A 17,032-nucleotide genomic window follows, 5' to 3' on the forward strand; every position below is an offset into this window, starting at 1 on the left:
CCTAAAAAGATGCGATCCATATCACGAACAGGATAATCATCGCAAGCTGCAGCACGATCTTCACAGCCATGCTGCTGAGCAGGCCGACGACAGAGCCGATTCCAACCTTAAACGCCTTGGACAGGCTTTCGCCCTTAATCAGTTCCCCGATCATCGCTCCAATTAGCGGGCCAAGAATAAGCCCAAACGCCGGAATGACAAACGGGCCGATAATAATTCCAATCGTGCTCAGCCAGACCGACAGCTTGCTGCCCCCGTATTTCTTGACGCCCCAGGCGCCGACGGCGTAATCCGCCACGAGCAGAGCCACAACGATCAGCGTCTGGACAATCCAGAAGACCGGGCCCAATGCCTCGAACGAGAAAAACCACCCGTAGACGAAAAAGGCCGCATAAATGGCCAGTACGCCCGGAAGCACGGGGAACACCGCCCCGGCCATCCCGGTTACGAACAGCGCGATAACAATAATCCAGCCGAGTATATCCAAAGGCGGATCACTCCTCCGTCAAAATATAATCGCGAATAATCAAGGCAATGCCGTCGTCATCGTTGGAAGCCGTAACCACGTCTGCATTCTCCTTGACCGCGATTTGCGCGTTCCCCATGGCTACGCCAAGGCCTGCGGCCTGAATGGCCGCCAGATCATTCAAGCTGTCGCCGATTGCGACGACTTCCGACATTTGCAGGCCAAGCAGCTTGCAGACCATGGCCGCCCCGCTCGCTTTGTTGACCCCCTCCGGATTGATTTCAAGATTATAAGGGGAGGAGTTGGTGATTTCCAGCCCGCTTAAATTTTGCAGCTCCATGTTAATCTCATGGCGAAGCTGATCGTCGTTCGTCGTATAACCGAATTTAAGCCACTGGTTGCGCTCCAGCAGGCTCGGGTCCCAATTATCTTCCCTATATAGGCCTTCCACGGCATATGCCCAGAAGTAAACGTCTTTCTTTCTGGCAATTTCATGCATTTGGCCAATCAGCCGATAGTCGAACAATTCACGATGATACAGCTCATGGGGCGTTCGCCATACCTCGCTGCCGTTGACGGTGATCATCGGGGTATCGAGTCCCAGCTGCTCACCGTAGGAGACGGCTTCATCGTAGCTTCTTCCCGTCGACAAGCAAACATGAACGCCCGCAGCCATCGCTTTGCGCAGCCATTCCTCCGTTTTCGGGGAAATCTCATGATTGCTGTTCAGCAAGGTTCCATCCATGTCCAGTGCTAGCAATTTGTACTTCAATTATTGCTCCTCCAATCCTAGATGCAATGTTTTCTCTATATATACGCCATTCTACCATAATCCCCATCAAGACATACGGTTTGCCTAATTTCTCCTGAGCTCGGTAATGAATACTCCTGGGGCAACCTCGATATCCTTGACCTGCCGGAAGCCGAACATTTGGTACAATCCCTTGGCAGGAAAATTCAATGCTCCCGTATTTACGCGAATCGAACGGCCTTGCGAGATCGTCTCCACGATATGCTCAACGAGAATGGTGGCGATTTTCTTGCGGAAATGATACGGATGCACGACCAGCCGGCAAATCTCGACCTCTTGCTCCGTCTCCTCATAAGAGATGAAGGCCACAAGCTCCCCGCCCAGCAAATATCCGACGAACTTCTCCCGGCATTGCATCATCGTTTCTACGGTATCCTGCAATTGAGGAATGCCGTCATAACCGATCAGCTCAGCTTCAACCTTGTAGGCAGGAATCTGTATATCAATCATTTTTTTGGCTGTATCGTAATTCGCAACGTCCAGCTTGATCAGCAAGCGCCAACAACTCCTTTGCTCCACAGTATTTATTAATACATTACATTACTCCTTGATCAACATTCAACACTTTTAAAAAGCAAAAGAAGCCGCATTCCGCAAAATTCGGAATTGCAGCTTTTGAAGCCAGGCCGTTACACCTTATTATGCCTTTATACCGTCATGGATTTCATGCGGCGCCGTTTATTATACCGTGCAACCAGGCCATGCAGCGGGGAGAACAGAAAAGCCAGCAGGAAGAGCAGACCCGCTACGGTAATCATGGAGCCGGCAATAGATGCATCGAGCCATTTGGCAAAATAATATCCTCCAGCCGAGCTAAGCGCACCGATGATTACGCTGTACAGCAGCATTCGGCTCAAACGGTCTGTAAGCAGGTAGGCCGTCGACGCCGGAACGATCAGCATGCCGACGACGAGAATGGCGCCCACGCTTTCAAAGGAAGCCACCGTAGAGAGCGACACGAGCCCCATGAGCAGATAATGGAACAGCGCGACAGGGATACCTAGAGCAGCGGCCAGCGCCGGGTCGAAGGCGCACAGTTTGAACTGTTTGTAGAACAAGCCGATCACAAGCAGCACAATAAACAAGGTTATGCCGAGAAACCAAACCGCGGCAGGACCCATGTTGTAGCCGTTGATAATGAGAATATCCCATTGCACATAGGCAATTTCCCCGAACAGGACGCAATCCAGATCGAGATCGATATTCGCGGCGTTCCTGCTAATCAATATAACGCCGATGGCAAACAGCGCCGTGAAGACGATGCCAATCGAGGCATCCGACTGCAGCCCACCCTGCTGCAGCAACTGAATGAGAAATACCGTAATCAGGCCGAGCACGGCCGCGCCGATCATCATGAGCAGCGAGTCTCTGGAGCCGCCCACCATAAAGGCGATCGCAATCCCCGGCAGCACGGAGTGGCTGATCGCATCGCCGACCAGCGACATTTTGCGCAATACGAGAAAACAGCCAAGAATGCCGCTGGTGGCGGCAACAAGCGTTCCGGTTAGAATAATCCAGAAATCGGACATCATTCCGCCCCCTTTTCGGCCGTATGCTGGCTAATCGTCACAGTAGCCGTATGAATTTCCAGTCTTTCGCGCACATCCTTTTGCGTGCGCCTATGCCGTATCCATTTCGCAAGCAGCCCTCTTCGCGGCGCAAATACGAGCGACACAGCAAATAAAGCTGTTGCGGCAAGCACTGTTACAGGTCCTGTCGGCAAATTGGACAATGTCGAGCTGATCAATGTGCCCGTAACGCCCGACAGGGCGCCGAACAGACCGGCTAGAATGACCATGACGCCAAGTGCATCCGTCCAGTAACGCGCAGCTACCGCTGGGGTAATCAACAAGGCCGCTACGAGTACGACGCCGACCGCCTGAATGCCGACGACTACGGCGACAACCGTGAGCAGGAGCAGCAACTGCTCATACAAGCCGACCTTCAGTCCCATCCCCCGGGCAAAGCCGGGATCGAAGCTGACGAGCTTGAATTCCTTGAAGAACAGCAGACACACCAAGACGAGCGCAAGGGAGACAGCCCCCATTAAATAAACGTCGGATAGCATCATCGAGGCAGCCTGCCCAAACATGTACTTATCAAGACCGCTCTGATTGCCGTTTCCGCTATGCTGAATTTTCGTCATCAGGACGACTCCGATGCCGAAGAAGACTGTAAGAACGATACCTAACGCGGCGTCCTGCTTGATTCTGGAGTAACGGGTCACGAAATGGATGCCGAATGTTGCCAGCATGCCTGACAAGATTGCTCCAATCATGAACAGTCCCACCGATTTCACGCCGCTAAGCATGAAGGCGATGCAGATGCCGGGCAATGCTGCATGGGCCAGCGCATCTCCGAGCAGGCTCTGTTTGCGCAGAAACGTAAAGGAACCGATCACTCCGCTGCCTAAACCGAGCAGCAGGGAGCCCATCAGGATCCATCTCATATTTGGATCGCTGAACCATCCGAGTATAGATACCAGCATCCTTAATCACTCCATCTCTATCGGTACGGCGGCGAAGTCCTGGATCATGGCAATCCGCCCTCCGTACGTTCTCTGCAAATTTTGCGGGGTGAATGTATCCTCGGTAGTCCCCTCCGCAACCAGCTCTCCATTAAGAAGGAGAACATGGTCGAAATATTCCTTGACCGTAGCCAAGTCGTGGTGGACGACCAATACGGTTTTGCCCTGCTCCTTTAATTCGTGAAGCAGCCCGATAATCGCCTTCTCCGTCGTCGCATCCACTCCAGCAAAGGGCTCATCCATGAAATACAGCTGAGCATTCTGGGCAAGAGCCCTGGCGAGAAACACCCTCTGCTGCTGGCCTCCGGACAGCTGACTGATTTGACGGTCGGCAAAGTCGGCCATACCGACTTTGGTTAGACAGTCCAACGCAATCCTCCGTTCCTCTGCCCCGGGACGGCGGAACCAGCCTAAGTGGCCGTACCTCCCCATCATCACGACATCCAGCGCATTCGTCGGAAAATCCCAATCCACCGACTCCCGCTGGGGAACATACCCGACCAGTTTGCGCTGTTCTTCATAGGGCTTCCCGTAAATTTTCACTTCCCCGTCCACCTTCGGGATCAGGCCGAGCACCGCCTTAAGCAGTGTGGATTTCCCCGCCCCGTTTGGCCCGAGTACCCCAATAAGCTTCCCGGAGGGAATTTGAAAAGATACGGAGCGCAAAACCGGTTTCTTCTGATAAGCCACCGTTAAATGCTGTACTTCCAACGGATATGAATTCATCTGCTATCGCTCCTTTATTTCCATAGGCAATGGCTGACATCCTACATTTTATTTCAACGCTTCAACAATGGTGTTAACATTATGGCGAACCATCGTAATATACGTATCCGCACCCGAACCCGGTTCGCCCAGCGAATCAGAGTACAGCTCGCCGCCGATGATGACGGCATGCCCTTTCTCCTTCGCCCCCGCGATGACCGCTTCCATTGCCTTAGGGGGAACGCTCGATTCCACGAACACGGCTTTGATTTTATTCTCGACCAAATAATCCCGCAGATTGCTGACATCCTTGGAGCCGTATTCGGCTGCCGTGCTAATGCCCTGCAAACCCATAACCTTCATGCCATAGGCGTCCCCGAAATATCCGAAGGCATCATGTGCGGTGACCAGCACCCGTCCGGATTCCGGGATTTCGTTAATTTTGTCCTTGATTTCGGCGTCCAGGGCATTCAGCTCTTCGATGTATGCCTCGGCATTTTGCCGGTACAGCTCTGCATGATTCGGATCGTAAGCGGCAAGCGTGTCCCGAACCGTCCCCGCTGCAGAAATCCACAGCTTGACGTCAAACCAAATATGCGGATCGAATTGCGTGCCATTGATATCCGCCCCAGATCGAAGCAGAGCCTGATCAATATCCTTCGAGACCGGAACCGTGTACTTGTGCCGTCCCAGCTTCTCCAAAATTTCCGTCATTTTCCCTTCGAGATGCAGCCCGCCGTAAAACACCATGTTCGCCTTATCCAGCTTCTGGATATCTCCTTGAGAAGCCTTGAATAAATGCGGGTCAACCCCCGGACGCATCAGTGCCGTGACTTGAACCTCCGTACCGCCAATTTGCTGAACGAGGTCAGCGATCATGCCCGTTGTTGCCACAACCTGAATAATCTCCTGTTCTTCTCCCCGCAAGGCATGAATCATCCCCCCCTCGACTTTGGAGCATGCTGCCACTATGATCAATGCCAGTACGCTAAGCGTCATTTTCAAGCGCTGCAGCGGACCCTTCTTGACTTTTAACTGATCCATTCCATTCCCTCCCAAATATCCCGGTCAATTTATTATTTTTTGTGTTGTTGAGCGGGGAAACATATGTTTCCCGTCGCCTCAATTGTTTGCCCTATAAAATAAAGTTTCCCTAGTGCAAATTTTAAGGCATACCCATACAAAAAAGCAAGAGAAAAATTTTCTCTTGCTTCCATCCTCCGGCTTATACGCCTGATTCGGCGTGGGTTATTCCTTCCGGCCCTGCTTCTTAGGCGCGCCGTCCAGCCCGTATTCCCAATCGTATGCCTCAAAAATTTTGCAGGCAATCGGCGCGGCGCTCGTCGACCCGAAGCCGCCCTCCGGGACAACGACGGCCACGGCCAGCTTCGGTTTCTCCCGGGGAGCAAAGGCGATGAACACCCCGTTATCGATCTTACGGCCCTTATAGTCCTGCTCCGAGGTTCCCGTCTTACGGGCAAAATCATACGGGAAGCCGTTAAATGCTGACACATCCGTCTTCATCCCAGCGATGACCTTATCCCAGTGCTCCTTTTTAAAGTTCACTTCATTCAGTACTTTCGGCTCGAATACTTTAACCACATTGCCGTTTGAATCGGTAATTTTGCTCACCAGGTGCGGTTCCATCCGTTTGCCGCGGCTCGCCAAGGTAGCAGTATACTGAGCTAATTGCAGAGGAGTATATTTCGCCTGCTGGCCGAAGGAGGCATAGACCAGCCTTGCCAGTTCACTCTCCCCCTCGTCCCGGTAATCCAGTATACCATAGAATTCTCTCGGTAAATCGATGCCGGTCGACACACCAAGGCCAAATTCTTTCATATATTCATCCCATACTTCGATTCCTTTGCTCCTGTACTTTCTGTAAAGCCTCTTGCCTACCATATCAACCATAAAAGCGTTCGAGGATTTGTATATCGCCTTGGACGGATCCATCGGGCCGTAGGCAGCACGACCGGAATTCCGGACGCTGGAGGAGTCGTTTTTTCCGAAATAAACGATCCCCTTGTCATTGTATTGAGCATTTGCCGAGAACAGGCCCTCATTCAACCCGATAAGAACCGACAACGGCTTGACCGTCGATCCTAAATATACGGTAGAGTCAAAAGTATGCCCGGAGCGTCCCGAGCTGATGGGAGTAACCGTCCCGTTCTGGTAATTATTCTCGATCCGCTTCCAATCCTCGGCTGATATCCCCCCGCTCTGCCATACGTTTGCGTCATAGTCGGGCATGCTGGCCATCGCCACAATATTCCCGGTCTCCACTTCCATGGCTACCGCATATCCCGTTTTGGCATCCGGATGCAGCTTGCCGGAGACCCGGTTGCTGTGCAGCCATTTCAACTGATCGGTTATGGCCTGCTGGGCAGCCAGCTGTACACTTTTGTTAATGGTCGTATGCAGATCGTACCCCTTCTCGGGCGCAGTCCATTCTGGAATCCCCTTGACCATGTTCCGTGAATTTACAGCAATTTTCTTGAAGCCGTTTTTACCACGCAGCTCGTTTTGATAATACAGCTCCAGCCCATCGTATCCCACATGTTCGGTCTCCGTATACTGCAAAGCCGGATTGGACTCGCCTGATGCTCTAATTTCCTTGTAGAAGTCCAAATTCGTTGACGCATTCGCGTACTTCCTCATGTATCCGACCGTTTGGACGGCCACTTGATCCGGGTCATAATAACGGACACTCTCTTCCAGCACCTCGATCCCCGGGAATTGATCCTTCCGCTCCAAAAAATAAGCGATTTCCCTTGAGTTGAGCCCCATCTTGATCCGCCGGGGCTCGAAGCCGCTAGCCTTCCGATATTCCAAATCCAAAGCATCGATAATTTCGTCAAGCGTGAGCGCTCCTTCGTTTGCATCGCCATGCGCATCGAAAGCAGCCTTTAGCTTCTTCGCTAATTCTATGGCCTCAGGGCGATTCTCTTTCCCACGCTCCGTGCTCTGGCTATAATCTTTCTGCAGCGTAATGTACAGAGATTGCACCGACATAGAGTAAGCCAGCTTCTCTCCCCCGGCAGCGTAGATCGTCCCCCGAATCGGCGGAAGCGGAACATCCTTGAGCTTCAAATCCACCCCCTGCTCTGCCAGGGATGGCCCCTCAACAAATTGCAGAATAGCCAGACGGACGATCATCACCGTAAAAATCAGGAATGTGCTAAAAAAGAAAAAATTCAGGCGAATATTAAAGTGCCGCTGCAGCCTGCTCTCCTGCTCCAGGACATCCTCCGAGTAATACCTCTTCATCGCATCGCTCTCAACTTTCATTAATATCTCATAATATGAAATAATTGTAACATGACGGTTGAGAAAAGAGCCAGCTATCTTTGCAGCGAACAATAGATCCAGAAATAAAAAAGCGGCTTCGCCTGGCTTATAGCCGGGAAGCCGCTCTATCTTCTCATTGAGCCTGCCATATCTTCATAGAATCACGGGTTAACAGGCGAATTCTGCTCCGTTTCCGTTTGTTTTGCTTTCTTCGGTACGCCGTCCAATCCGTATTCCTGATCGTACGCGTCGAAGATTTTCCGCGCGATCGGCGCGGCGCTCATTGAGCCGAACCCGCCCTCAGGGACAACAACTGCTACAGCAAGCTTAGGATTCTCCCGCGGTGCAAAGGCGATAAATACACCATTATCGATCATTTTGCCACGATAGCTCTGCTCTGATGTTCCAGTCTTGCGGGCAAAATCATAAGGGAAGCCGTTGAATGCGGAGACATCCGTCTTCATCCCGCTGATTACCTCGTTCCAGTGCTCCTGTTTGAAGTTCAATTCATTCAGAACCTTAGGCTCGATTTTCTTGACGATGGTGCCATCGGAATCGGTAATTTTGTTGACGAGATGCGGCTCCATCCGCTTGCCGCGGCTCGCCAGGGTAGCCGTGAATTGAGCCAGCTGCATGGCGGTATATTTTCCCTGCTGGCCAAAAGAAGCATAGACCAGTCTCGCCAGCGGCGTCTCGTTCTCATCCTTGTATTCGAGCTTGCCCAAATATTCGGAGGGCAAATCGATGCCGGTTGATACGCCAAGTCCGAAATCCTTCATGTACTTATCCCATACGTCGATTCCTTCAGCACCGTATTTGTTGTACAGCCTCTTCCCGACCATATCGACCATAAAGGTGTTCGAGGATTTATAAATGGCTCTAGACGGGTCCATCGAGCCATAAGCATGGCTTCCGGAGTTTCTTACTCTGGAGGAGTCGTTACGCCCAAAATAGGCGATCCCTCTGTCATTGTAGGTTGTATTCGTTGTGAACAACCCTTCATTTAATCCAATCAGCACAGATAGCGGCTTAATTGTTGATCCGAGCAGGATGGTTGATTCGAAGTTGTGGCCCGAGCGGCCTGAACCGAACGGAGTAATCGTCCCGTTCTTATAGCTATTCTCGATTTCCTTCCACACCTCGCCGCTCACGCCGCCGCTCTTCCATACGTTCGAGTCGTAATCAGGCATGCTGGCCATCGCGATGATGTTGCCAGTCTCTACCTCCATAGCTACGGCATAACCTGTCTTTGCATTAGGGTGCAGCTTGCCGGATACCGGATTGGTGTGCAGCCACTTCAGCTGGTCGGTGATGGCCTGCTGGGCGGTTAACTGGACATTCTTGTTGATCGTCGTATGCAAATCATACCCCTTCTGCGGAGCGGTCAGCTCCGGAATGCCCGTCGCCATGTTTCGCGGGTCAATCGGAACGCTTTTGTACCCGTTCTTGCCGCGGAGCTCATGCTGGTACTGCATCTCCAATCCGTCGAAGCCCACAAATTCCTCTGCCGTATACTCCAGCCCGGGATCTTTGTTCTCGGCGGCCATCGTTTCCCGGACCGAATCGTACCAGGATACGTCCAGCGTAGAGCTGAACTTCCGCAGATAGCCGATCGTCTGGACGGCAACCCGGTCCTCGTCATAATGGCGAATGCTCTCCTCTACGATATCGAGTCCCGGGAACTGATCCTTGCGCTCCAGGAAATAAGCGATCTCCTGGTCCGTCAGATCAATCTTGATCCGGCGGGGCGCAAAGCCGTTGGCGCGCCGGTATTCCAAATCCATGGCATCGACGATGTCATCAAGCGTCATCGGCGTACCGTTCGGATCGCCGTATTTATCAAAGGCCTCCTTCAGCTTCTCTGCCAAAGCTATAGCTTCAGGACGATTCTCTTTCCCCCGTGTCGAGTTCTTGCTGTAGTCCTTCTGCAGCGTGATATACAAAGATTGCACCGGCGTAGAATAAGCCAGCTTCTCGCCGCCGGCTGCATAGATCGTTCCCCGCGTCGGCGGCAGCGGAACATCCTTCACTCTAAGGCCTGTTCCCTGCTGGGCCAGCGTCGGCCCTTCCACAAACTGCAGAATAGCCAGCCGGACGATGATCACCGTAAAAATCGCAAACGCGCTGAAAAAAAATAAATTGAGGCGAATATTAAAATGACGCTGCAGCTCTATTTCCTGCTCGCGCGGATCATCTGAATACACTTTTTTCATGGCCGAAGTCTCGCTTTCTTATGTTCGAACATTGATACCTTTATTGTAACATACCGGCTTGCAGTCATTTCAAGTGCTGGCCGGTCCGGACTTTCTCTCTTAAATTACTTTATCCGCGATATGGGTATCATTAAATGCGGGCGGATTGAACCAGTCCCCGCTTCTTGCCCAAGTCGCGTCCAACGGAACCCAAACGTCCTTCTCGGACAGATATACCTCGTTCCAGGCATGAGGGCCATAGCCGCCGCGGCCGTCATATCCAAGCCCTGTTACGACTTTGACCTGCAGCCCCAGCGAACGGGCCATCACCGCATACAACCGGGAATAATCGATGCACACTCCCCGCTTGCTGTCATAGGTCATTTGCGGCGTCTGCTCGTTCCAAATGCCCTTCTCCTCATAATCCCGGACCTTATCGTAATCATAGGCTACTCTTGTCCCGATCCATTCATAGAGCAGGCGCGCCTTCTCCTCGTCGCTCCTTGCCCCTACCGTGATTGCGGCTGCAGTCTGTTCGATGTCGCGGGGAATTTCTGCATCGATAACCTCGTAGCGCCGCTGCAGAATCCCCTCTAGCTCCTCCCCGACTCCCCGGGTAAATACCGGAAGCTTGTCCTTGATCAGCTCACCGGTAAGAGGCTCGATAACGGTCCGGGCTCCTTGCTGGTATACGGGAGAGGCCTCAACGTAGCGGCTGAAGCTGCTGTTCGGAAACAAGGTCACCAGGATGAACAACACTGCGATAACCATCAGGCAGCGCGCAGCTCCTATGACCCCGCCGATTCCAGCTCCCGCTAGGCGGCTGAGCAACGATGCAGTTCCTTCACGGCCCGAAGCAATCCGTCCGAATAAGGAATCGCTCCCGAATGCAAAGGCGCAGACAAGCCCCATGATCGAACGAATTAGCCAGTAACTGAGTATGAATACAACGGCAAGGCGCATTAACGGAAAATCCCTTACCGCCGTAACTAACGTATAATAAAGCTGCTCCCATTTCGAGAGCTCCCGCAAAGGCGGGGCATAGCCGCTTAGCCACTGCTGCACCCTCGGAGCAATCCACATCGTGAACGGAACAGAGAACACCAAGCTGAGCAGTGACAGCAGCCCGCCGCTAAAAAGCGTAAAGAGCCGGCCTGCCGAGCGGGAAGCCCCCCGCAGCAGGCCTTGCAGTATTGAAATAGCCATAATGAGCATGAGCAAGGCGGAAATCATGTTGTATTCCCGCAACCCGTCTATCCAGATTTCCGTCATGTCCGCCCCCTGTCGTCATATTATTTTGCGTGTTTCTGTGCCTCTTGGACGAAGGCTTCAAGCGTATCGTTCATTTTCCATTCGCCTAGGGAGACACCGCGAAACGCGACCTTCACCTTGTCCTTCCCCAGCGTCCCGGTCACTTCCAGGTTTGGGGTAGTGATCGTAAAGGTTCCGTCGCCGTTCTGAACCCATTTGGCGTCCTTGGCTTCGTTCTTCATCGCGTTCAGCACTTCATTTCTGCTGTATTCCACCGCCTGATCCTTTACCGTGCTAACGGCATCCCCGATATCCTTCAGCGAAATGCCGCTGTAAATGACTATAAAAGCAGCGATAACGAGAACCAGCGCCCACTTCACAACCGTCTTTACTAAATTCACGACGAGAAGCAAAACGACCAGCGCAATGACAATCACGAGCCAATTCTGCTTCAGAAATTCAGTCCATACCTGTACATCCATCATTTTCCGCACCTCTACCGTCTCATTTTCTCTTAAATTAAACGTATCAAACCCGCACTTAGTTTCATCTCAAATTTGTAGGATTCCACAGTGTAAGTTATTATACATGATCGGCCTAAGCGATGTCAGCTAACCCTCGTTATATTTCCAAGTATTCCAGGATTACGGACTGCCTTTGATTTAAAAGGGTATAAGTTCGTCCCCTGCAACGTACAAGTAGAGCATAAGGGAATTACTCAGGAGGCAAGGTATGATGAAAATGGCATTTTGGCTCTACTTTTTTTTGTTCCTCGCTTTCTTTGATTTGCATGCGCAATACCCGATTCTAACCCCCTTCGCCCTTTCCATAGGCGCAGCTCCCGTGTTCATCGGCTGGATGATGGGAATTTACGCGCTCACGCATCTGCCCGGCAACCTGATTGCCGGACAGGGGGTCGACAAGCACGGGAGCAAAGGCTACATGATCTTCAGCCTGATCTCCGCCGGAATCATCCTGCTGCTGCAGGCTCAGGTTACTGAGCCGTGGCAGCTCCTCGTTCTCCGCTCCATCAGCGGTTTTGTGCTGGCGTTTTTATCTCCGGCCTGTCTGGCTCTGCTCGCTTCGCTATCTAAAGATCCCGTCGGCCAAGGCAAGCTGATGGCCGGACATGGCGTAGTGCATACGCTCGCCTCCGTTGTCTCCCCTGCAGCTGGCGCCTTTCTGGTCGCGCAAAGCGGCTACGCTATGACCTTCCAGTCCCTGGGCTGGCTGCTGATCGTTACGGGGATCATCGCCATATTTATGGTTCATGAGCCCCGCCCTACAGGCATTCGAAGCACAGGGGCCGTTCTCAAGAACGAACACGGGCCCGCGGTATTTCAGGTAATTCCCTTCAGGTATTTCTTATTGCCCTTCGCCGTTTCCTGTTCGCAGGGAATATTGTTCTTCGAGCTCCCGCTGCAGCTCGGGGGCACAGAAGGGATTATGCATACTGGCATTCATTTTTCGATTATCAGCCTGGGAGCCTTGGTCACCCTGTCAATGTTGTTCCTAAGCCACTACTCCCCCTATTTGCGGACACATCTAGGAATATTGGGCCTCGCCCTGTCTTTCTTCTCCCTTGCGGCACTGGATACCGTTCCGCTCGCTATGTCGCTATTCGCGCTCGGGATTGCCAAAGGCGTTGTGTATCCTGCGATGTCATCCCTGTTCATTGATCTGAGCGGCGGAGAGCGGCTAGGAACGGTATTCTCCCTGCAATCGATCGCCATGTCGGTAGGTTCCTTCGTTGGTCCCATTGCCGCCGGGGCGATTCACGGCTCGTTTTCTCCCTATTTTGCCGCTTTCCTGCTCTTGATGAGCGTTATTATCCTGGTGCCGCCAGCGCGCAAAAAGGGTCTAAGCCTTCCGCCGCTGCCCACGCCGACAAACCTCCGCTAATTTCGAATGGCAGCGGTGCTTGGCGGATGCGACTCCGTGCTTCCCATGGCTTCTTTTCCAAGCTTTAGGCTGCTGCACAGTGCAATGGCGACGAATGCACATAGTATAACTGTAGTCACCGACAGTTGGCGAAAGTGAGGTGAAACAAATGGGCAATATCGCTGCTTGCGGACCCGGACCGATTGCACCCGGCGGTTTCTGGACATCAACGGGCGTTATCCTTGTACTGTACATCTTACTGGTGATCATCCTGCGAGCTCCTCTGTTCTAAAACAATTGCGCTTCACTATTGGCGGTCTGCCGTTGGCAGGCCGTTTGCTTTGGTTCGTTTTTGCATGATCTGTTGTTGCGGTATACACTAGAGGGGATCTGATACTATCCAGCCATTCTTATCGATAACATCCTGCCAGAGGTGATCTCATTGTCGATCTACATCATTGTTGAAGGAAAGAACGACCGGAGCAAGCTGCGGCGCATACTCAGCGAGGAAATAACGATCCTGTGCACTTTCGGCACTTTGAACTCCTTGAAATTGGAGTCGCTTCGCAAGCAAATCAAGGATGACGAGGTATTCTTGTTTATGGATAACGATTCCTCCGGCAAGCGAATTCGCGGAATACTTCGCGATGCGTTTCCCGATGCCGGGCATATTTATACTAGAAGGGGTTACGCCGGGGTGGAAGGAACGCCGGAAGAATACCTGATCGCGCAATTAGAAAAAGCCGGGCTGGAGGATTACATCAACTATCCCCCGCCCGGCTTCGCATGAGCCCTTATTCCTTCGCCAATCTCGCCACGACACTCGCAATTTCCTCCGCGGTAGCGTCAGGACGGAACATTTCGCGAATGTTCCCCTTGCGGTCGACAAGCCCTATTAGATCCATGTGGACAAAGTTGCCGTCCCTGTCTTGGTTCACTAGTATTTTAAATGAGTTCATTGCCAAATCGATAACCTGCTGCTGATCTCCCCGCAAAAAATACCAGCCGGAATAATCCGCCTTGAATTTGTCGCCAAATTCCTTAAGCCGCTCCCTCGTATCCCTCTCCGGATCAAAGGTCACCGACACGATCGTCGCATCCTTGCCGAACAATCCCTTCTCCTTCAGTTCATCCTGCACCTGGGAAAGCCTTAAGGTCGTAACCGGGCATACGTCCGGACAGTTGGAGAAGAAGAAATAGAACAGCCTTACCTTCCCGTTCGTATCCTCAAGCGCCACGTTATTGCCGTCCACGTTCTCCAGCGAGAACGGAGCAACGGTGCCGATTACCGGAAGCTTTGGTTTAGCGAGGGAGCTCCATAGCAAATATCCGGCCAGGATCACGCAGATGGCCAGCATGATCCATGTCCATTTATATTTTTTTAACAAGGTCATTACAGTGCCTCCATCATTTCCTTTGCTGTCAGACCGGTTAAATCCGTACGGTATCCAGAATCATCACGATCAAGCTGATCGTCAAATAATTCACGGAGAAGATGAACACTTTCTTGGCCCAGGTATCATCATCCTGCGAACGAATGCCCTTAAGCGCCATATACAGCCAGATGACGGACAGCGCCTCTCCGATAATCAGGAACCAGATCCCCGTATAACCGTAAACGTACATTAATACAGGTATGGGAAGCAGCAGTGCAAGATATGGAATCATCTGCAGCTTCGTTCTTGGAATTCCTTTGACGACTGGAAGCAGCGGATAACCGGCTGCCCGGTATTCCTCGACCCGGCGGATGCCGAGTGCCCAGAAGTGCGGAGGCTGCCACAAGAACAGGAGCGCAAACAGCAGCCAGGCTCCCAGATCCACCTTGCCTGTAACGGCCACATAGCCGATCACCGGCGGCATTGCTCCTGATATTGCACCAATCGAGGTGCTCCAGGTTGACGTACGCTTCAGCCACAGCGTGTACACGACGACGTAGACGAACATCCCTACAGCGCCGAATAATCCTGCGAGCAGGCCGGAGAAGCTGAACAACACTGCTAAACCAAATATGCCGAGAATAATCGCATACCATAATACGATTCGCGGCGACAGTTTGCCGGTAGGCAAAGCCCGCTTCTTCGTCCGCTCCATCTTCATGTCGAAGTCACGGTCGAAATAATTGTTGAACACACAAGATGAAGCCATTACAAGAACGGCTCCCAGTATCGTCCAGATTAATTTCCCATATTGCAAATCCCATTGAGAGGCCAGCCAAAACCCGGCAAATACCGCAATGACGTTAGAGCGGATAATCCCCGGTTTCGTTAAGGCTATGAAATCTTTCCAAGTTGCCGTTTCTCCCGGAGGAGTTGGTCTCACGGACAACGCAGGGGAATCCGATGGAGCAGTATAGCCTAGTGGTTTTTCCATGCGTTATATCTTCCTCCTATGCTTATATATATAAGATCAATTAAATTTCTAATGAATATACCCTCTTGCTATAAACTTTATCATATCAAAACATCGAAGTCTCTGACAATCGTTACATAATGATCAAGTTATTATGACAATTCCGTGACGACAGCAAAGAAAACCCGGATTTTCATCCGGGTTCTCTTGTTTTCAGCCTGGCCCTTCACCTAGCTTGTTGCTTATTTAGTAATAAACCCCATCATGCGCTGAACGTCTGAAAGCGTCTGCTCCGCCATCTCCGATGCTCTCTCTGCTCCCTGCTTCAAAATATCGAAAATTTCTCCAGTCTCCCTGATCTCACGGTATCGCTGCTGCAGCGGTTCAATGAGGCCAACTACGACTTCAGCCAGATCCTTCTTGAAGGCGCCATACATTTTGCCCTCATAGAGACGCTCGACTTCAGCCACCGGAATTTCAGCACACTGGCTGTAAATTGAAATGAGATTGCTTACCTCCGGCTTGTTCTCCCGATCGAATCTCACTTCGCTGCCCGAGTCGGTCGTCGCGCGGCTGATCTTCTTGCGGATATCGGCCGGCGAGTCCAGGAGCGAAATATAGCTCCCCGGATTCGGATTGCTCTTGCTCATCTTCTTCGAAGCGTCATCCAGCGACATAATGCGGGCTCCTACCTCCGGAATATACGGCTCAGGAATGGTAAAGTATTCTCCAAATCTGCTATTGAAGCGTCCAGCCAAATCGCGGGTCAGCTCCAAATGCTGCTTCTGATCATCACCTACGGGCACCAGATCTGCATTGTATACGAGGATATCCGCTGCCATCAGTGAAGGATACACGAACAACCCCGCGCCGACGGATTCCTTGCCCGCCGACTTATCCTTGAACTGAGTCATCCGCTCCAGTTCTCCCATGGCGGTCTGCGTAGTCAGGATCCACCCCAACTGCGCATGCTGCAGGACATGGGACTGCAGGTACACATTTGCTTTAGCTGGATCAATACCGGCCGCAACGAACAATGCCGCCACTTGTTCGGACTGCTCCCGCAAAGCAGCCGGATCCTGAGGCACCGTAATCGCATGGAGATCGACGACCATGAAGTTGCACAAATGCTCATGCTGGAGTTTTACGAAGTTTCTCAGTGCGCCAATATAATTCCCAAGAGTTAATTTTCCGCTGGGCTGAATGCCAGAAAGAACTTTTTTCACCATAACTTCCTCCTCGATATTTGGTAAATTAGGCAGAAACACAAAAAGCCCCACGCCCGCAAGGGACGTGAGACCGTGGTGCCACCCTTATTCGTCAAGCCCCGTAAAGCAGCTAACCGCTGACAAGCAGAGTCTTGACCTTGAAGCTCCGTAACGTGGAGCATAGCCGGCCGGCTTACTGGGACGGATCATTCGAACTGTCTTTTACGCTCGGCGCTCCAGGGTCCATTCAGCCTAAGCAGCTCCGCCGGTTCGCATCACCCACCGGCTTTCTGCGGAAGAAGTCCGCTTCGCTTACTTGTCCCTGTCATCGCGTTGACTATTGTTAAAATTATA

19 protein-coding genes are annotated in these 17,032 nt (G+C 52.0%); 4 read left to right on the forward strand and 15 right to left on the reverse strand.

Annotation, left to right across the window (positions count from 1 at the left end; all coding sequences use genetic code 11):
- Position 1: 1 nt before the first annotated feature.
- The 11 genes from MKX50_RS20550 to MKX50_RS20600 all read right to left on the reverse strand — a co-directional run bounded on the left by MKX50_RS20550 (position 2) and on the right by MKX50_RS20600 (position 11,722).
- The gene (locus tag MKX50_RS20550) at positions 2 to 487 is read right to left on the reverse strand and encodes a DUF456 family protein (RefSeq protein ID WP_155612665.1); all 486 of its coding nucleotides are present in this window, start codon (positions 485 to 487) and stop codon (positions 2 to 4) included.
- 7 nt (positions 488 to 494) lie between these two features.
- Positions 495 to 1,238 carry a Cof-type HAD-IIB family hydrolase gene (locus tag MKX50_RS20555; protein ID WP_213593190.1) on the reverse strand — a complete coding sequence of 248 codons (744 nt, stop codon included), beginning with the start codon at positions 1,236 to 1,238 and terminating at the stop codon, positions 495 to 497.
- Between the two features lie 84 nt (positions 1,239 to 1,322).
- Positions 1,323 to 1,772, reverse strand: a complete 450-nt coding sequence (locus MKX50_RS20560) for a GNAT family N-acetyltransferase (RefSeq protein ID WP_196427261.1) — start codon at positions 1,770 to 1,772, stop codon at positions 1,323 to 1,325.
- Between the two features lie 152 nt (positions 1,773 to 1,924).
- The gene (locus MKX50_RS20565; protein WP_280530426.1) at positions 1,925 to 2,806 is read right to left on the reverse strand and encodes a metal ABC transporter permease; all 882 of its coding nucleotides are present in this window, start codon (positions 2,804 to 2,806) and stop codon (positions 1,925 to 1,927) included.
- Entirely contained in the window at positions 2,806 to 3,765 is a 960-nt protein-coding gene (locus MKX50_RS20570) for an iron chelate uptake ABC transporter family permease subunit (protein WP_213593186.1), read from the reverse strand. The genes MKX50_RS20565 and MKX50_RS20570 overlap by 1 nt, the downstream gene beginning before the upstream one ends.
- Before the next feature lie 6 nt (positions 3,766 to 3,771).
- Positions 3,772 to 4,530, reverse strand: a complete 759-nt coding sequence (locus MKX50_RS20575; protein ID WP_155612661.1) for a metal ABC transporter ATP-binding protein — start codon at positions 4,528 to 4,530, stop codon at positions 3,772 to 3,774.
- Positions 4,531 to 4,578: 48 nt separating this feature from the next.
- Entirely contained in the window at positions 4,579 to 5,553 is a 975-nt protein-coding gene (locus tag MKX50_RS20580; protein WP_213593184.1) for a zinc ABC transporter substrate-binding protein, read from the reverse strand.
- Positions 5,554 to 5,757: 204 nt separating this feature from the next.
- The gene (locus tag MKX50_RS20585; protein ID WP_339160222.1) at positions 5,758 to 7,776 is read right to left on the reverse strand and encodes a penicillin-binding transpeptidase domain-containing protein; all 2,019 of its coding nucleotides are present in this window, start codon (positions 7,774 to 7,776) and stop codon (positions 5,758 to 5,760) included.
- Between the two features lie 182 nt (positions 7,777 to 7,958).
- Positions 7,959 to 10,010 (reverse strand): penicillin-binding transpeptidase domain-containing protein, encoded by a 2,052-nt coding sequence (locus MKX50_RS20590; protein WP_213593182.1) that lies wholly within the window; start codon positions 10,008 to 10,010, stop codon positions 7,959 to 7,961.
- A 99-nt stretch (positions 10,011 to 10,109) separates the two neighbouring features.
- On the reverse strand, positions 10,110 to 11,261 hold the full coding sequence (locus tag MKX50_RS20595; RefSeq protein WP_339157691.1) for a transglutaminase-like domain-containing protein: 1,152 nt from the start codon (positions 11,259 to 11,261) through the stop codon (positions 10,110 to 10,112).
- A gap of 20 nt (positions 11,262 to 11,281) precedes the next feature.
- Entirely contained in the window at positions 11,282 to 11,722 is a 441-nt protein-coding gene (locus MKX50_RS20600; RefSeq protein WP_155612657.1) for a hypothetical protein, read from the reverse strand.
- Between the two features lie 253 nt (positions 11,723 to 11,975).
- On the opposite strand from MKX50_RS20600, the gene MKX50_RS20605 reads away from it, so the two are divergent.
- Positions 11,976 to 13,142, forward strand: a complete 1,167-nt coding sequence (locus MKX50_RS20605) for an MFS transporter (protein ID WP_213593489.1) — start codon at positions 11,976 to 11,978, stop codon at positions 13,140 to 13,142.
- Here the strand turns inward: MKX50_RS20605 and MKX50_RS20610 are convergent.
- Positions 13,139 to 13,351, reverse strand: a complete 213-nt coding sequence (locus MKX50_RS20610) for a hypothetical protein (protein WP_339160260.1) — start codon at positions 13,349 to 13,351, stop codon at positions 13,139 to 13,141. The two genes, MKX50_RS20605 and MKX50_RS20610, sit on opposite strands and share 4 nt — an antisense overlap.
- Between MKX50_RS20610 and MKX50_RS20615 the strand changes: the two genes are divergently transcribed.
- Together MKX50_RS20615 and MKX50_RS20620 are read left to right on the forward strand one after the other, a co-directional pair.
- Positions 13,324 to 13,413, forward strand: coding sequence for a YjcZ family sporulation protein (locus MKX50_RS20615; protein WP_244996716.1), 90 nt, complete (start codon positions 13,324 to 13,326; stop codon positions 13,411 to 13,413). The two genes, MKX50_RS20610 and MKX50_RS20615, sit on opposite strands and share 28 nt — an antisense overlap.
- A gap of 150 nt (positions 13,414 to 13,563) precedes the next feature.
- Positions 13,564 to 13,911, forward strand: a complete 348-nt coding sequence (locus MKX50_RS20620; RefSeq protein ID WP_213593178.1) for a toprim domain-containing protein — start codon at positions 13,564 to 13,566, stop codon at positions 13,909 to 13,911.
- A gap of 4 nt (positions 13,912 to 13,915) precedes the next feature.
- On the opposite strand, the gene MKX50_RS20625 is transcribed toward MKX50_RS20620, so the two are convergent.
- The 3 genes from MKX50_RS20625 to trpS form a co-directional block, all read right to left on the reverse strand.
- A complete protein-coding gene (locus MKX50_RS20625; protein WP_339157692.1) occupies positions 13,916 to 14,515 on the reverse strand; it encodes an SCO family protein in 600 nt (199 codons plus the stop codon).
- Positions 14,516 to 14,552: 37 nt separating this feature from the next.
- Positions 14,553 to 15,491, reverse strand: a complete 939-nt coding sequence (gene cyoE / locus MKX50_RS20630; RefSeq protein WP_213593174.1) for a heme o synthase — start codon at positions 15,489 to 15,491, stop codon at positions 14,553 to 14,555.
- Between the two features lie 221 nt (positions 15,492 to 15,712).
- On the reverse strand, positions 15,713 to 16,696 hold the full coding sequence (trpS, locus tag MKX50_RS20635) for a tryptophan--tRNA ligase (RefSeq protein ID WP_339160225.1): 984 nt from the start codon (positions 16,694 to 16,696) through the stop codon (positions 15,713 to 15,715).
- 140 nt (positions 16,697 to 16,836) lie between these two features.
- Between trpS and MKX50_RS20640 the strand changes: the two genes are divergently transcribed.
- The gene (locus tag MKX50_RS20640) at positions 16,837 to 17,025 is read left to right on the forward strand and encodes a hypothetical protein (RefSeq protein ID WP_339157693.1); all 189 of its coding nucleotides are present in this window, start codon (positions 16,837 to 16,839) and stop codon (positions 17,023 to 17,025) included.
- Positions 17,026 to 17,032: the final 7 nt, after the last annotated feature.

The organism is Paenibacillus sp. FSL W8-0186, from assembly GCF_037969765.1.
GTDB classification, from domain to species: Bacteria; Bacillota; Bacilli; order Paenibacillales; family Paenibacillaceae; genus Fontibacillus; species Fontibacillus woosongensis.